Here is a 16,797-nt window from a genome sequence, read left to right on the forward strand (position 1 = left end):
CCATCTTCTGAAGAGGCTCTGCACCATCCCGTTGCCAAAAGGTCGCCGGGCAGCTTATGGTCGGCGCAATGGCCGTTTCCGAACCTGTAACCCCGCCCGATCTGATGTCCGAAAGCGACGCGGAAGCGCGACTGACGCGGGACCGGTTTGATATTTCCGCGCTGGTGGCAAAGGCGGACCACAGACGCGAGGCGGGTGACCGGCGGGCGGCCAATGCCTATTATGCCGCGGCATTGCGCATAGGAGCGGCGCGTCCATCAACCGATAGCGGTGTCGTACGCGACCTGCAGCGTGCCGAACAGGGCACCCAGTGGCTGGGGGAAATGTTCCGGCAGGCACTTGTCGATGCCCTTGAGGCCGCGGGCTACCCGCGCGAAAAGCAGCATCCCCGTTTTCGCGCGTCACTGGACATGATGCTCGGTATCACGCAACGCCCGCCCGAATACCGCCAATATCCGCAAAAGCCGATGGCGCATTATTATCCCGATGTGGAATATCTGCAGTTCGCCGACACGCGAAAATATGACTGGGTGCCGAAAATCGAAGCCGGATTCGAGGCGATGAGGGCCGAGGCGATGGCCCTGCTGGCCGACCATCAGGGTTTTGAACCCTATATGAAAACCACCGGAGAGCGGCCCCAGACGGACCATCACGGGCTGCTGGAAAACCCGGACTGGAGCACACTTTATCTGTGGCAGAATGGCGCGCCGGTCGAGGAACATATAAAGCGCTGTCCCATCCTTTATCAGGCCATACTTGACCATGCGCCGCTCTGCCATATCGGCCCGCGCGCACCGTCCATCATGCTATCCCTGCTGCGTCCGGGGGCCAGAATTCCACCCCATATGGGCATGCTGAACAGCCGCCTGATCTGTCACCTGCCCCTGATCGTTCCGCCCGATTGCGGCTTTCGCGTGGGTAGCGAGACGATTGCGTGGCAAGAGGGCAAGATCATCGCATTTGACGACAGTGTGGAGCATGAGGCGTGGAACAACAGCGCCTATGACCGGCTCGTCCTGATCTTCGATATCTGGCGGCCCGAAATCACCGCCGAAGAACGCGCGCAAATTAGGGCGATGTTCGCCGCAGTCGACAATTACCGGTAATTTATGAAGGAGGGATCTGTGCCAAAAATGTTGAAGGCTTTCACGCTGGCCGCGCTGCTGTCGTCGGCAGCGCCCGTCTATGCGGATGCCAATGCCGATCTGAAGGCACTGGTCGACGCCTATTGGGCCGACACGCTGAAGGAGGCGCCGATCTTCGCTAGTTCGCTGGGTGTCGACACCTATGCCCGTGAGGTCGGCGATTACACTCTAGCCGCGTCGGACCGCAGGGCGGCGAGTGCGGCGGCCTTTCTTGCCAAGCTGAACGGGATTCCCCAAGACCAGCTTGACGCCGCCAGCAAGGTCGAGGCGGGCATTTTGGCACGCAGCCTGAACAGCACGATCGAGGGCAACCGCTTTGGCCAGCGCGCCATCAACTTCACCACTTATTCCAGCTGGCACCAGAATTTCGCTGGCATGGCGAACAACCTGCCTTTCCGCACCAAGGCCGATTACGAAAGCTATAATGCGCGGCTGGCGCAATATGCGAAGGTGAATGACGAGAATATCGAGGTCGCCAATGTCGCCATTCGCGGCAAATATACGCAGCCCTGCGAAACGCTGCAGGGTTTTGAGGCGACGGTCACCGGCCTGATCGCCGCCGACCCGAAAATGGCACGCCACTATGCCCCCTATGCCCGCCCCAAACCCGAAAGCCTGTCCGCGGCCGAGTTTGATGCGCTGGCGGCAGAGGCAGCAAAAACCATCGAAACGGTCGTCTACCCTGCTTTGCGCAAACAGCTCGATTGGTATGTCAAAAGCTACAAGCCCGCCTGCGCCAAGGCCCCCGGTGTGTCGGCCCAGCCGGGCGGCGCGGCCTATTACAACTTCCGGATCCGGGAGGAAACGACCACCAATCTGACTGCCGACCAGATCCACAATATCGGCCTTTCGGAAGTCGCCCGTATTCGGGCCGAGATGGTCGACGTCGCGAAAAAGGCAGGCTTTGACAGCCGCGAAGCCTTTATCGAGCATCTGCGCACCGACCCGCAATATTATGCCAAGACACCGGAAGAGCTGATGGAAAAGACGGCGCGGGTCGCCAAGTTCATCGACGGAAAAATGCCCAGCCTGTTCGGCAATCTGCCGCGCCTGCCCTATGGCCTGCGGGAAATTCCGAAGGAAACGGCAGAAGGGACAACAACCGCCTATTATAATCCGGGGTCACCCGAAGTCGGCATTTCGGGCACCTATTATGTCAACACATCCAAGCTGAACCAGCGGCCGTTTTGGGAAATACCCGCGCTCAGCATGCATGAGGCAGTTCCCGGCCACCATCACCAGATCGCGTTGCAACAAGAATTGCCGTTATCCGAGTTCCGCAAAAACGGCGCCTTCTTCACCGCCTTTGTCGAAGGCTGGGGCCTTTATTCGGAGCGGCTCGGGCTGGAAATCGGGCTTTATGATACGCCGGCCAAGGATATGGGCCGCCTGTCCTACGAAATGTGGCGCGCCTGCCGCCTTGTTGTCGATACCGGCATCCATGCCAAGGGGTGGACCAAGCAGCAGGCGATCAATTTCATGACCGATAATAGCGCGCTTTCGGCGGCCAATATAGAGGCTGAGGTCAACCGCTATATCAGCTGGCCGGGTCAGGCGCTGGCCTATAAGCTGGGCGAACTGAAAATCCGGGAACTGAGGGCCATGGCGACGAAGGAGCTGGGACCCAAATTCGACCTGTCCGCCTTCCACGATGCCGTGCTGCGCCAGGGGGCGGTGCCGCTTGACGTGCTTGAAAGCCAGATCAGGGACTGGGTCGCCAGCGAAAAGGCGAAAGGCTAAGGGTCTCTTATTTGGGCTCGGGCAGCGGCTCTGCGTCCGCTGCCTGACGCTCGGCGGCTTCCTTTGCGTCCAGCTCGGCCTGCAGGCGCGCTTCGCGTTCGGCGCGGCCCTTTTCAAATTCCTTCACCCGCTCTTCCACGGCGGCGGCTTCGGCATCGATGCCCGCCATGCGCTTGGCGCGTTCGGCGGCGATCAGGCGGCCAAAGGTGATGCCGGGATCCTGCGCCTTTTCGGCATAGGCCCGGTCAATTTCTTTCAGGCCGCAGCCTGTGAAACCGCCTGCTCCCGATGGCGAGCAGCTCATCGTGCCGCTGGCACCCACATATTCATAGGCCTTGATACGTTCCGACATCGCCTGGTTGCGGGGGTCATTGGGGTCACCGCGCAAGTTGGACGGGATGCGATACCGGTCGGCCTCATCCATGCGGGCGCAGACCACGATTTCGTCGCCGGTGCTTTCGGGGCATTTATCATCGCCATAAACGATCAGCTGGTTGATCTTTTCGTCACCGGGCTGGCTGGCTCCGCTGTCTTGCGCATAGGATGCGGACGCCGCCAGCAACGCTGTTGTCGTCAGGACCAGTTTGGCAAATCGTGTCACGATGCATTCTCCGTTAAATCTTGCTTCGCCTTGGGACCTCAACACTGAACCGACGATGAAGTTCATATCCTTTTGGAAACGGCAATCGCGGTCCGGCATCCAAGGCGGATAATCGCGCTCATCAGGGGATAGGCAGGCGCGCGCTCCGCACCTTCGGCAAGGGCGGTAGCCTTGTGCTCCAGTTCTTCGGCCTGAAATTCGGCAACCCTAGCGGACAGTTCGGGGTCGCTATCGCCCAATTCTTCGAGCTGTTCGGCATAGTGCCGGTCAATTTCGGTCTCGACCGCAACGGTACAGGCCATGGCCGCCTCGGGTCCGATTGCGGCGGTCACCGCGCCAAGGGCGAATCCGGCCACATCCCAGACAGGATGCAACAAGGTCGGGCGCACGCCGCGTTCCGCCATCATCTTGTCAAAGGCGGACAGGTGCCGCTCTTCCTGTTCGGCCATATGGGCAATGCTGCGCGCGGCCGGCGACCGGTCGCCCATGACGGCGAGTTGCCCTGCATAGATACGCTTGGCGCCATATTCCCCGGCCTGGTTGACACGAATCATGCTCTTGATCGCGTCGGAACGCTGGGCTGCGGTTTTCAGGATGTTTTGCTGCGCCATATTGTCCACAAGATGGCGATTGCGCCGCCTGTCGACAAGAGGAAATTATACCCCGCCAGCGAAATGCCGAATAAAGTCCAGGGCGCGGTATCGCAGCGGACGAGCGGGGCGTTCATGATGGACTTGAGCAGTTCGTCGCCGGTCCCCGAAATCGTCGCGGTGCAGGATGTCAGGCCTTCCCACCATCCATATTCGACACCGGCATGAAAGCCGCCGATCAGGCCGCTCGTTAAAATGCCCAGCGCCGCCAGTGCGACCAGTGCCTTGCGGTAAGCGGGATTGCCCACGAAAAAGGCGATGGTCGCAAGGGCAACCGCCTCGAAATGGGGATAGCGTTGCCACCAGCACATCTCGCACGGCGGCAGCCCGCCAATATATTGCGAGCCATAGGCCCCCGCCAGCAATCCGGCAGGCAGCAGAAAGGCCAGCCAATGCGCAAAACCGATTTTTTGGTTCATCGCTTAATTCTGTGCCTTACCCTTTACCGGCTTTTCGGCCAGCTTCATGGTTCTGGTGCCCAAACGGTTGAGCGTTTCCATGGCGTAATGAAGCTGGAAGTCGGTAATGCCCTTGGCCTTCAACTGCTCGGCCGTCAGGGCAAAGCGGGGATCGTCGGCGATATCTTCTTCCAGTTCCTTCGCATTATCCTGCATCTCGTTGATCAGGTGGCGGCGAAGGTCGGATTCGCGGATGGCAACGCGCTTTTTATAGTCCGGATCGGAAAGCTGTGGCACCTGGATGTCCGGCTTGATGCCGCCTTCCTGCACCGAGCGGCCCGAGGGCAGATGGTAGCGCGCGACGGTCAGGCGCAGGCCGGTATCCCGCGTCAACGGCAGAACATTCTGCACCGACCCCTTGCCAAAGCTGCGCTCGCCCATGACGAGACCGCGGTGATGGTCCTGCAGGGCGCCGGCGACAATTTCCGATGCCGAAGCAGATCCTGCGTCCACCAGCACGATGATCGGCGCGCCGCCGGTCACATCGCCGGGAACAGCCCGTTCGGCCCACCAGCGTTCGATGTCCCGCTTGTCACGGCCGCGTTCCGATACGATCTCTCCGCTGGACAGGAAGGCGTCCGACACCGCGACCGCCTCGTCCAATATGCCACCGGGGTTGGACCGCAGGTCGATGATATAACCCAGCGGCTTGCCACCGAGCGATTTCTTGATGCTCGATACCGCGGCAACCACATCTGCGCCGGTCTCTTCGGAAAAGCCGGTAATGGTGATCAGCCCGATACGGTCCTTGACCTCCCAACGGACGGGCTTGAGGTCGATGATGGCGCGGGTGATAGTGACATCAAAGGGCGCATCGCGACCGGGCCGCACAATGGTCAGCTTGATCGAAGTCCCCGGCTCGCCGCGCATCGCCTCGACCGCTTCGTCCAGCGTGCCGCCGAAAATCAGTTTCCCGTCAAGATGGGTGATATAGTCGCCCGCCTTGATCCCTGCCTTATCGGCAGGGGTGTCCTTGGTCGGGGCGATGACCTTGACCGCTTCATCCTCAAGCGTCACCGACAGGCCGAGGCCGCCATATTCGCCATCAATCTGAGTCTGCAGGCTGCTGAAGTCCGACTTGTTCAAAAAGCCGCTGTGCGGATCAAGGCTGGCCAGCATGCCCTGGATGGCACCTTCCATAAGCTGCTTGTCATCAACCTTGTCGACATAGCTGGATTTGACTTTCTTGTAGACGGCAAGAAACTGTTCCAGCTCGCGGATCTGGTCGGCCTGCATCTGTGCAGCGGTTTTCTGCTGCGCACTTTGCGCCAGCAATACGGTCGCCGGTACGCTAATGGCGAGAGCCAGAGCCAGGGTGGAAGGAAGCAGACGCTTTTTCATAGGATAATCCAGTCCTTTAATCAGGACACCTTCTATAGTGCGCCTGAACCAATGGTGAAAGCGCGTTTACCACGAACGTCAAAACTTAAGCCATGAACGTATAGGAACGCGTGTCAGCGCAGCAGCGCGGCAATATCCATAACGCGGCCGTTCTTGCGCAGTTCCACGCCAATCTCGCTGGTTTCACGGCCGGCCTCACCCAGCGGGCTGCCCTGCCGGACCAAATCGCCCCGCGCCACACGGACGTTCCCCAAATGGGTGATGAGGCTGTTCCAGCCCTTGCCATGTTCCAGGATGACGATCTGCCCATAGCTGCGGTAGCGTCCGGCAAAGGATACCTTGCCCGCCGCCGGGGCCACAACCCGCGCCCCGGGGGCGGCCGAAAGGCGGACGCCGCGTTCCCGGTATCCGGTCGCGTTGAGTTCATTGAAACCGGAAACAAGCTTGCCCTGCACTGGCAGGATATAGGCCCCTGCCTTCGCCTCCACCTGCCGGTCATCGGCAAGGCGCAGCGCCGGCCCCGACAGTGCGGCCAGTTCGGCGGCGGTCACGCTGCCCAACCGTTCGGTGTCGATACGCCCGACAATGTCGCGCGCCCGTTCGCCCTGCGCAATCGCCCGTTCAAATTCGATGGCGGCATTGGCGGCAAAATCATCCGCCTTGCCCCGCGTACTCCCCTCCAGCCGGGCCAGCGCCGCCCGGCGATTCGTCAGGCGGCTGCGCGCATCGCCCAGGGTTTGCAAGGCGAGCAATTCCTGCGCGCGCAATTCATTCTGGCTGGCGATTTGCTGGCGCAAGGCATTGGTGCGCGCGACAATCTGGGGCTGCACGGTCGCCATGACCGCACGCACATGGATATAATCTTCGCGGTGCCCGGGCTGCGCCATCATCAGGGCCGTCGGGCGTCCGGTCATCTGCTGCAACGCGGCGTTGAGGCGCAGGATCGGTTCGCTTTGCTGGCCCAATAATTTCTGCTGCGCCCGTTGCCGACGACTGATGATCGCAATCCGCGCATTGGCGGCCTCGATCTGCGCCTCGGCGGCGGCAATCTCGGCAGACAGCACGGCGCGCTGGGCGACGATCCGGTCGGCGGCGCTGGCGGCATTGCTGGCCTCTTGCCGCAGCATCTCGCTACGGCGCTCCGCCCGCACAGCCTTGAGCTTGGCATCGCGCAGCGCCTGTTCCTGCCCGTCCTGTGCCGACCCATTCTGCGCCATCAGCGCGGCGGCAAAACCGACAGGGGCGAGTGCCAGCAGCGACAGGGTCAGGGCAAAACGCATGCGCCTACCCCTCGCGATGATAGGGATGGTTGGCAAGTATGGCGGTTGCCCGGAACAATTGTTCGGCAAGCATCGCGCGCGCCATCAAATGCGGCCATGTCGCCTTGCCAAAGGCAATCAGCCTGTCTGCGGTCCCGCGTTCGGCGTCGCTGAATCCGTCCGCTGCGCCAATCAGGAAGCGCGTTTCGCGGACCCCTTCGTCCTGCCATTTTCCCAGAAGGCGCGCGAATTCCATCGAACCCATCTGTTCGCCTTTTTCATCGAGAAGGATTGTTTTGGCAGGTGCATCGCCTGCGGGAACTTCGCCGCCACGATCGGGCAGCTCGCTATGTTTTACAGGCCAGCTGATTCGCTTGAGATATCGCTCAACCAGCTCGGCTTCCGGCGATCGGCCGATCTTCCCGCGCGCAATGATGTGCAAACGCATGGCCATGACCGGCGGGAATGGAAATCAGGCCGACGCGGTTTCAGGCGCGTCGCCGAAAGCCCACATACGTTCCAGATTGTAGAAGCTGCGCACTTCGGGCCGGAACAGATGCACAATCACATCCTCGGCATCGATCAGCACCCAGTCCGCCGAAGGCAGGCCTTCGATCCGGGCATGACGGCCGGCCTGCTTGATCCGCTCGGACAGCTTCTGCGCCATCGATGCGACCTGCCGGGACGAACGGCCGGAGGCGACGACCATATGGTCGGCGATGTTGCTTTTTCCTTCGAGGGGGATCGTAACAACGTCCTGCGCCTGATCATCGTCGAGCGACTTCAGGATGAGTTCATGGAGCTTTTCAGGGCTCAGTACGGGTCCCTTGGCCTTGGCGGCGGTGGGGACGGAAGCGGAATCTATCAAGTGTGCTCCTTACAGAACAATTTTATGGGTGACGCCATCGCGTGCGCCAGTTCCTGAAAATCGCTGATACCAATGAGGGTCGGCGCGGCGAATTGCGGTTGCCGAACGAGGATCTGGACGAAAGCGCAAAAAGACAAGCGCTGGCGTACTCCATCTTGTCCAGTGATGACGCTGGTCCGGACGCCGGACAAACCGCCTGAACCAGGCCATTGCGGGACCCGCAACAGCCTTTGCATCATAGCCGGGTCTTGCGATAACTGCAATCGGCATCAATCGCGCAATGTCTCTCCACTGCCGCCAGTGATGAAATTGCAACAGATTGTCCGCCCCCATGATCCAGATAAACCGCACTTTGGGGTATCGGGCGACGATCTTGCGCAGCGTATCGACCGTATAGACCGTACCCAGTTCGCGCTCGATTGCCGTGACCTTTATCGGGCTGCGCCGCGCCTGCACCTGCGCAGAGCCAAGCCGCGCCGCAAGCGGGGCCATCCCTGCCTTGGGCTTTAAAGGATTGCCGGGCGAGACCAGCCACCAATATTCGTCCAGATCGAGCGCATCGATGGCAAACAGGCTGATATCCCGATGCCCGCCATGCGCGGGATTGAACGAACCACCCATCAGGCCGATGGTTTTCAAGGCCGGATATGCCCCTGGCCGTGCACGAGCCATTTATAGGTGGTCAAACCTTCCAGAGCGACGGGTCCGCGGGCGTGCAGACGGCCGGTCGCAATGCCGATTTCCGCGCCCAGACCGAATTCGCCGCCATCGGCAAACTGGGTTGAGGCATTGTGCACGACGATGGCGCTGTCCACCTCGGCCAGGAAGCGCGCCGCGATTGCATCATCGCGGGTGATGATCGCATCGGTATGGTGCGAACCGTGGCGGGCGATATGGTCCAGCGCCTCGTCAAGGCCGCCGACCATGCGTGCGGAAATGACCGAATCAAGATATTCGGTGTCCCAATCCTCATCCTGCGCGGACACGGTCCGGGGGTCGAGTTCCATCAGCGCATCATCTGCCCGGACTTCGCAGCCTGTGTCCAATAACGCCGCGATCAGATCGGCAGGTGCCGGATAATCCTGATCGATCAGCAACGTCTCGGCTGCGCCGCAAATGCCGGTGCGCCGCATCTTGGCATTGACGATGATGGCATTGGCCATCGCGGGATCTGCATCCTTGTGCACATAGATATGGTTGATACCGTCCAAATGCGCGAGCACCGGAACCCGTGCCTCGTCCTGCACCCGCGCGACCAGCGATTTGCCACCACGCGGGATGATCATGTCGATGGCACCCTGTGCGCGCAGCATTGCGCCGACCGCGGCGCGATCCTGCGTCGGCACCAGTTGGACCGTATCGGCAGGAAGGCCTGCCGCGACGATGCCGGATAGCATGGCCTTATGGATGGCCCGGTTGCTGTGCACCGCCTCGCTTCCGCCGCGCAGGATGACGGCATTACCGGCCCGCAAGCCAAGGGCCGCGGCATCGGCGGTTACATTGGGGCGGCTTTCATAGATAATCCCCAACACACCGATGGGGATACGCACGCGGCGCATGACAAGGCCATTGGGCTGCGTGCGGGTGTCGATCACGTCGCCCACCGGATCGTCCAGCACCGCCACCTGATCGATGGCATCGGCGACGGCGGAAAGACGGCCTTCGTCCAGTTTCAGCCGGTCAAGCATCGCAGGCGAAAGGCCCGCCTTTGCCCCGGCGTCCATATCCAGCGCGTTCGCCGCAATGATGGCTTGGCACTCTTGCCGAAGCGCAGCCGCCGCGGCCTTCAGCGCGGCAGCCTTGGTCGCATCGGACGCCAGCGCAAGCACCCTGGCCGCAGCGCGTGCCTTTGCCGTCATCTCGGCGATCAGTTGATCGGGGATTGGCAGCTGGTCCGGAAGGTTGTGCGCGGCAGTCATGGGGAATCCCGTAGAGAATCCGCGGAAAAATAGAAAGCAGCCTTGCCAAAAACGCCATTATCAAAAGGTTGCGAATCGGTCTTCTTGTAAGTATCTGATATCATTGTTTTATTTTAATTTTCGAATTTTTGCAAACAGTTTCAACCGGTCACAATTGGTCAAATTGGTAACGTTTTCCACAACTCACCGTGTGACTCGCCCGATTCGTCACGACTCCGCCCCAACCGATTCGCCCGCACCCTTCAGACCTGCTACCGGCGCTGCACAAATAAAAAATGGGGTGGGTCGTGTCGCTACAGACCAGATTGACTGGCTGGAAAAGCCAGATCGCTGGATGGTTTATTGACCGCGAATTTTTCATGCGGGCCAATGGCCAAGTCCGGTTCTTGAAGATTTCCGCACAACTGCAACGTCGCGTTGCAGGGGTAACCGCTTTCATCGTCGCCGCGTGGCTGATTGTCACGCTGGGCATGGCCGTGAACCAGGTCAGCGTGTCCATCGAACGGATGGCGCTGAATGAGAAAGAGGCCAAGGTCGAATCCGCCGAGGAACGCGTCGCCAACTATCGCGGTTCCATCGACGAGGTAACCAAAGACCTCGAACGCCGGCAGAAAATGCTGGAAAGCCTGAGCGACCAGTATCTCGATGAAATTCCCGCAGCGGCCGCAAGTGAGTCCGAAACGACGACCGAGGCCGACAAGACCGTCAAGACCATCAGCGCCCTCGTCCCTGAAGCCGCCGGTCTGGCGCGCATTGAAGCCCGGCAGATCCGTTTTGCCGAACTGATGACAAAGGTGGCACAGGCCCGCACGCAAAAGGCAGAGGCCGCCATCCGCCAGTTCGGCCTGAACCCCGACATATTGGCACGGCAGGCCACCAGCGCACAGGGTGGTCCGTTCGAATCCTTCTTTGGCAGTTCCAAAAAGGATGTGCGCGATCCCCGCTTTACCAGACTTGCCATGTCGCTGGGCCGGATGGATGCGATGGAACGGGCGCTGGCCGCTATTCCCACCTCCATGCCCGCCGCCGTCATGATGATGTCGAGCGGCTTTGGTTATCGCAGCGATCCGTTCACCGGCGCTGGCGCAATGCATAATGGTCTTGATTTCAAAGGACCCATCGGGACCCCCATATTGGCCGCCGCGGATGGCCGCATAACCTTCGCCGGGTCGCAAGGCGGCTATGGAAATACAATTGAAATCACGCACGCTAATGGTTTGGTAACCCGTTATGCCCACTTGTCTGGTTTCAACGTCAGGCACGGCCAGAAGGTCGCGCGTGGCGCGCAAATCGCGCGGATGGGCAGCACAGGTCGTTCGACGGGCAGCCATCTGCATTTCGAGGTCCGCCTGAATGGACAGGCAATTAATCCACGGAAGTTTTTGGAGGCTAACCCTGATGTTCTCGAAGTCCAAAGCGTCGCCGGAATCCGTGCAGACACCAGCGCAAAGGAATAATGGCAGCGTGCGTAACAATAGTGGTCACACTTTTTCCATCATCGCGTCCGACGTCGAAATCGTCGGCAACCTGAATGCCCGCGTCGATCTGCATATCGACGGCAAGATTCAGGGCGATGTGACCTGCGGCAATCTTGTCCAGGGTGAAGGCAGCATCATCGCCGGCAAAGTCATCGCCGAATCCGCGCGCCTCTCGGGCAGCGTCGAAGGATCGATCGAGGCCAATGACCTCGTGATTGAATCGACCGCCCGCATTACCGGCGATGTCGTCTACACCAACCTGACCATCGCACCCGGTGGCCAGATCGAGGGCAAGTTCCGGCACAAATCCTCCGGCGGTGCACCCAGCATCAGCCGCACCACGGTCGACATCAGCAAAGTCGCCGACCCGCTGATCCTTGGCAACGAATCCAAGGTCGCCTGAACACAGCGGCATCGCATAGAAAAGGCGGCCCTTTCGGCCGCCTTTTTTGTTGCCCGCAATCTACCTTTCCTTGCGCAAAATAAAAATGGCCCGAACCATCTGGTCCGGGCCGTAAGTTGGATGTTCGCGGGAGGAACATCTTGAGGAGGCGGGGCGTAAAAGGAGAGGAGAGAACGCCCCGCCGCCAAGCTTTGAAACTCAATAATTGTAGGCGCGTTCCCCATGGCTGGAGAGGTCCAGACCTTCGCGCTCCGCCTCTTCGGTCGGACGCAGGCCGGTGGTGAACTTCAGACCGTAGAACAGCACTGCCGAAACAATAGCGGTCCATGCCACGGTGATGCCCACAGCCTTGATCTGCGTAATGACCTGCGCGGCCATGTCGTAGGTGCCGGGAACAGCCGGGAATACGGTGTAGTCGAAGAAGCCCTGACCACCCAGCGCCGGGTCGGCGACGATGCCGGTGCCGATTGCGCCGACGATACCGCCAATGCCGTGCACGCCAAAGACGTCGAGCGTGTCGTCATATTTCAGCTTGTTCTTCACCACTGCGACGAACAGGTAGCAGACGGCCGATGCGACGAAGCCGAGGAGGATCGACGTCATAGGTGCCGCAAAACCGCTGGCCGGTGTAATCGCAACCAGACCGGCAACCGCACCCGTCACCGCGCCAAGAAGCGAAGGCTTGCCGTGGTGCAGCTGTTCAATGATGCACCATGCAACCGCAGCAGCCGCCGTGGCAACAAAGGTGTTGATGAAGGCGAGTGCCGCCAGGCCATTGGCTTCAAGGTTGGAACCGGCGTTGAAACCGAACCAGCCCACCCACAGAAGCGAGGCGCCGATCATGGTCATGGTCAGGCTGTGCGGCGGTGTCGCTTCCTTGCCAAAGCCGACGCGCTTGCCGACGATAAGGCATCCGACGAGGCCAGCGATACCGGCGTTGATGTGGACAACCGTGCCGCCTGCAAAGTCGAGAGCGCCCATGCCCCAGAGGAGGCCATAGTCGGTCGGTGCGTCAACCAGGAAGTCCGGGCCGGCCCAATACCATACCATATGCGCGATCGGGAAATAGGCGAAGGTCAGCCACAGCACCGTGAAGATCATCAGCGGGGTGAACTTGATACGCTCCGCAAAGGCCCCGACGATCAGCGCGGGCGTAATGCACGCAAAGGTCATCTGGAACACCACAAAGGCATATTCCGGGATGTAGACATTGTTGCTGAAGGTAGCGGCCAATGTTGTTGCATCCACACCGGCGAGGAACGCCTTGGACAGACCGCCGATGAACGGGCCGCCGCTGGTGAAGGCAAGGCTGTAGCCATAGCTGACCCAGACAAGCGCCGCGACCGAAACGATCATGAACACCTGCATCAGCAGGCTCAGCATATTCTTGGTACGGACAAGGCCGCCATAGAAGAGGGCAAGTGCCGGAATGGACATCAGCAACACCAGGGCCGAGCTGATCAGCATCCAGGTGGTGTCGCCCTTGTCGACCATCGTCGCCATCTGCTCGACTGTAGGAGCCTTGATGGGACCTTCGGCCACAGCGGCAGTCGCTGCCGCGGCACCATCGGCTACTGCTTCGGCAGCCTCCTGTGCAAAGGCGGGCAGGGCGGCGAACAATGTCGCCCCTGCCGCACCTATGAATTTCAGTGTTTTGGACATTTTATGGTTCCCCTAGCTTGATATTGTCGCGTCAGAGCGCGGTTTCGTTGGTGTCACCGGTCCGGATGCGTAACGCACCGGCGAGTTCGAATTCGAAAATCTTGCCATCGCCGATTGCGCCGGTTTCGGCGGCATGCTGGATGGCTTCGATAACCGCGGGCGCCTGATCGGTTGCACAGGCAATCTCGATCTTCACCTTGGGCACCATGTTGGTCTCATATTCTGCGCCGCGGTAGATTTCGGTCTGGCCCTTTTGACGGCCGAAGCCTTTGACCTCGGTCACTGTCATGCCCGACACGCCCAGCGCCGTCAGCGCCTCGCGGACCGGGTCAAGCTTGTGCGGCTTTATCACTGCAATAATATATTTCATGCACACCCCCGTTGGTTGTGCAGTGCAATATGCAAACGGTGTGCCAGAATCGCAGAGTCACGGAATCCGTGCATTTTGGGTCCGGACCCGGGCCGAAGGCTCCCCCCGACCCCTTAACAATTGCTTAATTATTGGGCAGTGATTTCATACTGCCTAAATATTGTGCAATACTAGCCGATGTCGATTGCCGCCCAAATAGGCAGATGGTCCGACGCCTGTTTCGACAGGGGCGAAACATGGCAATCAGCGGCGGTCACACGGACTTCATGGCTGACGATGATACGGTCCAGCCGCGCCACCGGCCGCGCGGTGTGAAAGCTTTTGGGTGTCTGGACCAGCCGGTGGTGGTGGAAGGCAAGCTCGCTCAACGCCCCGCTGTCCGACCATTGGTTGAAATCCCCCATCATGACCGTGGGCATCAGCCGCGGGCAGGCATCAATCGCCGCGAGCAGCGCGCGGACCTGCTTGCGCCGCCATAGCCCCGACAGATCGAGATGCACGCCAATGACGCGCAGCGCATGGCCCGCCACCGACAGCTCGGCCATCACCGCGCCCCGCGGTTCCAGCGTCGGCATCTCGATAGGTTCGGCATGGCGCACCTCAATGCCCTTGCGCACCAATATCGCATTGCCGTGCCAGCCGATCGCCGCCGGGCGGAAGTGCAGCGGAACAGGCATCCAGGGTGTCTCCGCCTCCAACATCGCCAGCGGCAATGCGCTGACCCGCGCGCCGAAACGGCGGTCCACCTCTTGAAGGGCGATGATATCGGCATCGATTTCCTTGAGCACACGGACGATACGGTCCGGATTGCGCCGCTGGTCGAGACCGACCGCCTTGCGTATATTATAGGAAGCGACCTTTACATTGTGGCTCATACGCCGCCCAGTTCGCGTAATATCATTTCGGCCTCGTCCCGTTCTTCGTCCAACACCATAAGACGGACGGGGATGGCAAAAGCTGCGCTGTCGGCGATATTCATTCCGGAATCGAAGGTCACCGCAAGCAATCCGTGCGATTCAAGCAGGGTGCGGGCAATTTCGGCTTCTACGCCATTGGGGTACCGGGCCAGTTCGACAAGCGACATGTGTCGGATTAGGCCGGTCCGAAATAGCGGTCGGTTGGTCGGGTCGGCAGGCCGTCAATGCTTTTCGTCCGGCCCTTGGTTTTCGTCAGCCACGCTTCGGGATCGGCCTGCGCATGATATTTGGTCAGCGTGTCGCGTTCGCGGTCCAGCGTCATGAAGGGCACGCCCCAGCCGCAACTGCCCTGAACACTTTCGACCTCGATCACAAAAATCTGCCGCGTGCCGGGCAGGATAGTGAAATGCGCAGCGAGCGCGTCCCATTCGTCATCCTGCGGCAGGACCGGACGACCGCGCCCGTAAATCCGCAGGATCAATGCCGGGCGGTCGAAATCGCAGAACATGATGGTGATGCGTCCATCCGCCGCCAGATGCGCGTGGGTTTCATTGCCCGAACCACCCAGATCCAGATAGGCGACACGCGATGGCGACAGCACCCGGAAACTGTCATACCCCTTGGGCGACAGGTTGATCCGTCCGTCCGCAGCCGCCGTCGCGGTGAAGAAAATGGGTTGCTTGCCGATCATCTCGACATGTTTGTCCGTCAGCGTTTCGGTAAAATCTGCCATGCACCTGTTGTGACGCAATTACCGGTGCAGCGCAACCCGGGCTCAGGACCTAACAGGACGAACCGGGGATCGGAATGCCAAGCGGCCCCTTGCACGCCTTGGGCTTGCGCGCGGGCGCACCATCCTGTCCGGCGGCACTTCCCATGGCGCCCATGCCGGTCATGAAGCTGGCAGAGGAACGAAAACGGACCTTGGCGGTCCAGTCGATATTCCAGACGGCCTTGGGATCGGCGGGTTTGGGCGGGAAGGAGAAATTTTCCTCCGGACCAAAGGCATTCATGCTGCCGAACATCATGCCGCCCGCGGCGGCCTTCGCCTCGGCAGGGATGGAACAGGTGGTCTGGGTGGGTGGCATGACATTTTTGGCCGCAATCTGCCTTTGCACCTCCGCCGGTGCAAGCCAGTCCATACCGACACCATTGTCCCTGCTGCTGGCCGAGGTCCACATCACCAGATCACCACCCTGCCCCGCACGCTCCATTCCGCCCATGGCCCAGGCGACATATCCCGTTGCGGTGGGCACGCTGCTCCATTTCAAAAGGATCGCGCCCAGTTGCTCGGATGGATTGACGTTCAGCGCGGCCATATAGTCGTTCATCACCGCAAATTTGATTTCCGGTGTGTAGGCGCTCGCCACCCGGTGCTCACCGCGCAGCGACGAACCGGACTTGGGTTGCTTGCCGCTCTGCCCGTTGGGCCACCATGCGGCATTGGCATCGCGCGCCATTGCTGCCGCCTGCATGCCGCGCATCTGGGCAGGCATATTTGCCGGCATCTGCGCGGTGGGCATTTTGGCAAAATCGATAATGAAGGGCTGCCCCTTGGGCGCCTTGGTGTAACAGCCCCAGAACATCAGAAGGCGTCCCTTGGGCTTTTCCATGCCGCGCGGGTCATAATCCCGGTCGGGTTTGGATGGCTTGCCCGGCGCGTCGCCGATCAACGGGACGGACTTGCCCAATTTGGCGCTGGGCTGGAAAAAATGGTCCGCCTTTTCGGGCTGCTGCGGCGAAGGCGTCGCGGAGGTCAGTTTAAGCTCCAGCATATAACTGTCGCCGCCACCGCCGAACATTCCGCCAAGCCCGCCGCCCATCATTGCGCCCATGCCCATGCCGGACATGGTCGAGACGTCCATGCTGTACTGAGCCTTGGGGCCGGTTGTTTTCTGGGCCGAGCCGGGAACAGTCACCAACAAGGCCGTTGCGGCCGCACACGAAAGATATCCTGAAATTGAACGCATGTTTCCACTCCTGGGT

19 protein-coding genes are annotated in these 16,797 nt (G+C 60.5%); 4 read left to right on the forward strand and 15 right to left on the reverse strand.

Going from position 1 to position 16,797, the window contains the following annotated elements; genetic code table 11:
• The first annotated feature begins 68 nt into the window (after window positions 1-68).
• Together FOM92_RS11115 and FOM92_RS11120 are read left to right on the forward strand one after the other, a co-directional pair.
• The gene (locus FOM92_RS11115; protein ID WP_170226868.1) at window positions 69-1,106 is read left to right on the forward strand and encodes an aspartyl/asparaginyl beta-hydroxylase domain-containing protein; all 1,038 of its coding nucleotides are present in this window, start codon (window positions 69-71) and stop codon (window positions 1,104-1,106) included.
• Window positions 1,107-1,133: 27 nt separating this feature from the next.
• Window positions 1,134-2,885, forward strand: a complete 1,752-nt coding sequence (locus FOM92_RS11120) for a DUF885 domain-containing protein (protein WP_143777815.1) — start codon at window positions 1,134-1,136, stop codon at window positions 2,883-2,885.
• Window positions 2,886-2,892: 7 nt separating this feature from the next.
• Here the strand turns inward: FOM92_RS11120 and FOM92_RS11125 are convergent, their stop codons facing one another.
• The 9 genes from FOM92_RS11125 to FOM92_RS11165 all read right to left on the reverse strand — a co-directional run bounded on the left by FOM92_RS11125 (window position 2,893) and on the right by FOM92_RS11165 (window position 9,981).
• Window positions 2,893-3,486, reverse strand: coding sequence for a hypothetical protein (locus FOM92_RS11125; protein WP_143776940.1), 594 nt, complete (start codon window positions 3,484-3,486; stop codon window positions 2,893-2,895).
• Between the two features lie 62 nt (window positions 3,487-3,548).
• A complete protein-coding gene (locus tag FOM92_RS11130) occupies window positions 3,549-4,097 on the reverse strand; it encodes a demethoxyubiquinone hydroxylase family protein (RefSeq protein WP_143776941.1) in 549 nt (182 codons plus the stop codon).
• Window positions 4,076-4,555 (reverse strand): disulfide bond formation protein B, encoded by a 480-nt coding sequence (locus tag FOM92_RS11135; protein ID WP_143776942.1) that lies wholly within the window; start codon window positions 4,553-4,555, stop codon window positions 4,076-4,078. Before FOM92_RS11135 ends, FOM92_RS11130 begins: the two co-directional genes overlap by 22 nt.
• Before the next feature lie 3 nt (window positions 4,556-4,558).
• Entirely contained in the window at window positions 4,559-5,935 is a 1,377-nt protein-coding gene (locus FOM92_RS11140) for a S41 family peptidase (protein ID WP_143776943.1), read from the reverse strand.
• 113 nt (window positions 5,936-6,048) lie between these two features.
• Window positions 6,049-7,215, reverse strand: coding sequence for a murein hydrolase activator EnvC family protein (locus FOM92_RS11145; protein ID WP_143776944.1), 1,167 nt, complete (start codon window positions 7,213-7,215; stop codon window positions 6,049-6,051).
• A gap of 4 nt (window positions 7,216-7,219) precedes the next feature.
• The gene (locus FOM92_RS11150) at window positions 7,220-7,642 is read right to left on the reverse strand and encodes a 23S rRNA (pseudouridine(1915)-N(3))-methyltransferase RlmH (RefSeq protein ID WP_143776945.1); all 423 of its coding nucleotides are present in this window, start codon (window positions 7,640-7,642) and stop codon (window positions 7,220-7,222) included.
• Between the two features lie 24 nt (window positions 7,643-7,666).
• The gene (rsfS, locus tag FOM92_RS11155) at window positions 7,667-8,059 is read right to left on the reverse strand and encodes a ribosome silencing factor (RefSeq protein WP_211347428.1); all 393 of its coding nucleotides are present in this window, start codon (window positions 8,057-8,059) and stop codon (window positions 7,667-7,669) included.
• Between the two features lie 12 nt (window positions 8,060-8,071).
• Complete coding sequence (locus tag FOM92_RS11160; protein ID WP_211347396.1) at window positions 8,072-8,734, reverse strand: nicotinate-nucleotide adenylyltransferase; 663 nt, start codon at window positions 8,732-8,734, stop codon at window positions 8,072-8,074.
• Window positions 8,698-9,981, reverse strand: coding sequence for a glutamate-5-semialdehyde dehydrogenase (locus FOM92_RS11165; RefSeq protein WP_143776948.1), 1,284 nt, complete (start codon window positions 9,979-9,981; stop codon window positions 8,698-8,700). Before FOM92_RS11165 ends, FOM92_RS11160 begins: the two co-directional genes overlap by 37 nt.
• Window positions 9,982-10,268: 287 nt before the next feature.
• Here FOM92_RS11165 and FOM92_RS11170 point away from each other — a divergent pair, with 287 nt between their 5' ends.
• Together FOM92_RS11170 and FOM92_RS11175 are read left to right on the forward strand one after the other, a co-directional pair.
• The gene (locus tag FOM92_RS11170) at window positions 10,269-11,438 is read left to right on the forward strand and encodes a M23 family metallopeptidase (RefSeq protein WP_246087266.1); all 1,170 of its coding nucleotides are present in this window, start codon (window positions 10,269-10,271) and stop codon (window positions 11,436-11,438) included.
• Window positions 11,439-11,445: 7 nt separating this feature from the next.
• A complete protein-coding gene (locus FOM92_RS11175) occupies window positions 11,446-11,862 on the forward strand; it encodes a bactofilin family protein (RefSeq protein ID WP_246087267.1) in 417 nt (138 codons plus the stop codon).
• Window positions 11,863-12,060: 198 nt separating this feature from the next.
• Here the strand turns inward: FOM92_RS11175 and FOM92_RS11180 are convergent, their stop codons facing one another.
• The 6 genes from FOM92_RS11180 to FOM92_RS11205 all read right to left on the reverse strand — a co-directional run bounded on the left by FOM92_RS11180 (window position 12,061) and on the right by FOM92_RS11205 (window position 16,781).
• Window positions 12,061-13,524 (reverse strand): ammonium transporter, encoded by a 1,464-nt coding sequence (locus tag FOM92_RS11180; protein WP_143776950.1) that lies wholly within the window; start codon window positions 13,522-13,524, stop codon window positions 12,061-12,063.
• Window positions 13,525-13,555: 31 nt separating this feature from the next.
• Window positions 13,556-13,894: a P-II family nitrogen regulator gene (locus FOM92_RS11185; protein ID WP_143776951.1), complete on the reverse strand. Its 339-nt coding sequence runs from the start codon at window positions 13,892-13,894 to the stop codon at window positions 13,556-13,558.
• A gap of 170 nt (window positions 13,895-14,064) precedes the next feature.
• The gene (locus FOM92_RS11190) at window positions 14,065-14,769 is read right to left on the reverse strand and encodes an endonuclease/exonuclease/phosphatase family protein (RefSeq protein WP_143776952.1); all 705 of its coding nucleotides are present in this window, start codon (window positions 14,767-14,769) and stop codon (window positions 14,065-14,067) included.
• Window positions 14,766-14,978, reverse strand: coding sequence for a putative signal transducing protein (locus FOM92_RS11195; protein ID WP_143776953.1), 213 nt, complete (start codon window positions 14,976-14,978; stop codon window positions 14,766-14,768). The genes FOM92_RS11190 and FOM92_RS11195 overlap by 4 nt, the downstream gene beginning before the upstream one ends.
• 8 nt (window positions 14,979-14,986) lie before the next feature.
• A complete protein-coding gene (locus FOM92_RS11200; protein WP_143776954.1) occupies window positions 14,987-15,544 on the reverse strand; it encodes a pyridoxamine 5'-phosphate oxidase family protein in 558 nt (185 codons plus the stop codon).
• Between the two features lie 49 nt (window positions 15,545-15,593).
• On the reverse strand, window positions 15,594-16,781 hold the full coding sequence (locus FOM92_RS11205; protein ID WP_143776955.1) for a hypothetical protein: 1,188 nt from the start codon (window positions 16,779-16,781) through the stop codon (window positions 15,594-15,596).
• Window positions 16,782-16,797: the final 16 nt, after the last annotated feature.

The organism is Sphingorhabdus contaminans (assembly GCF_007280415.1).
Lineage (GTDB): Bacteria > Pseudomonadota > Alphaproteobacteria > Sphingomonadales > Sphingomonadaceae > Sphingorhabdus_B > Sphingorhabdus_B contaminans.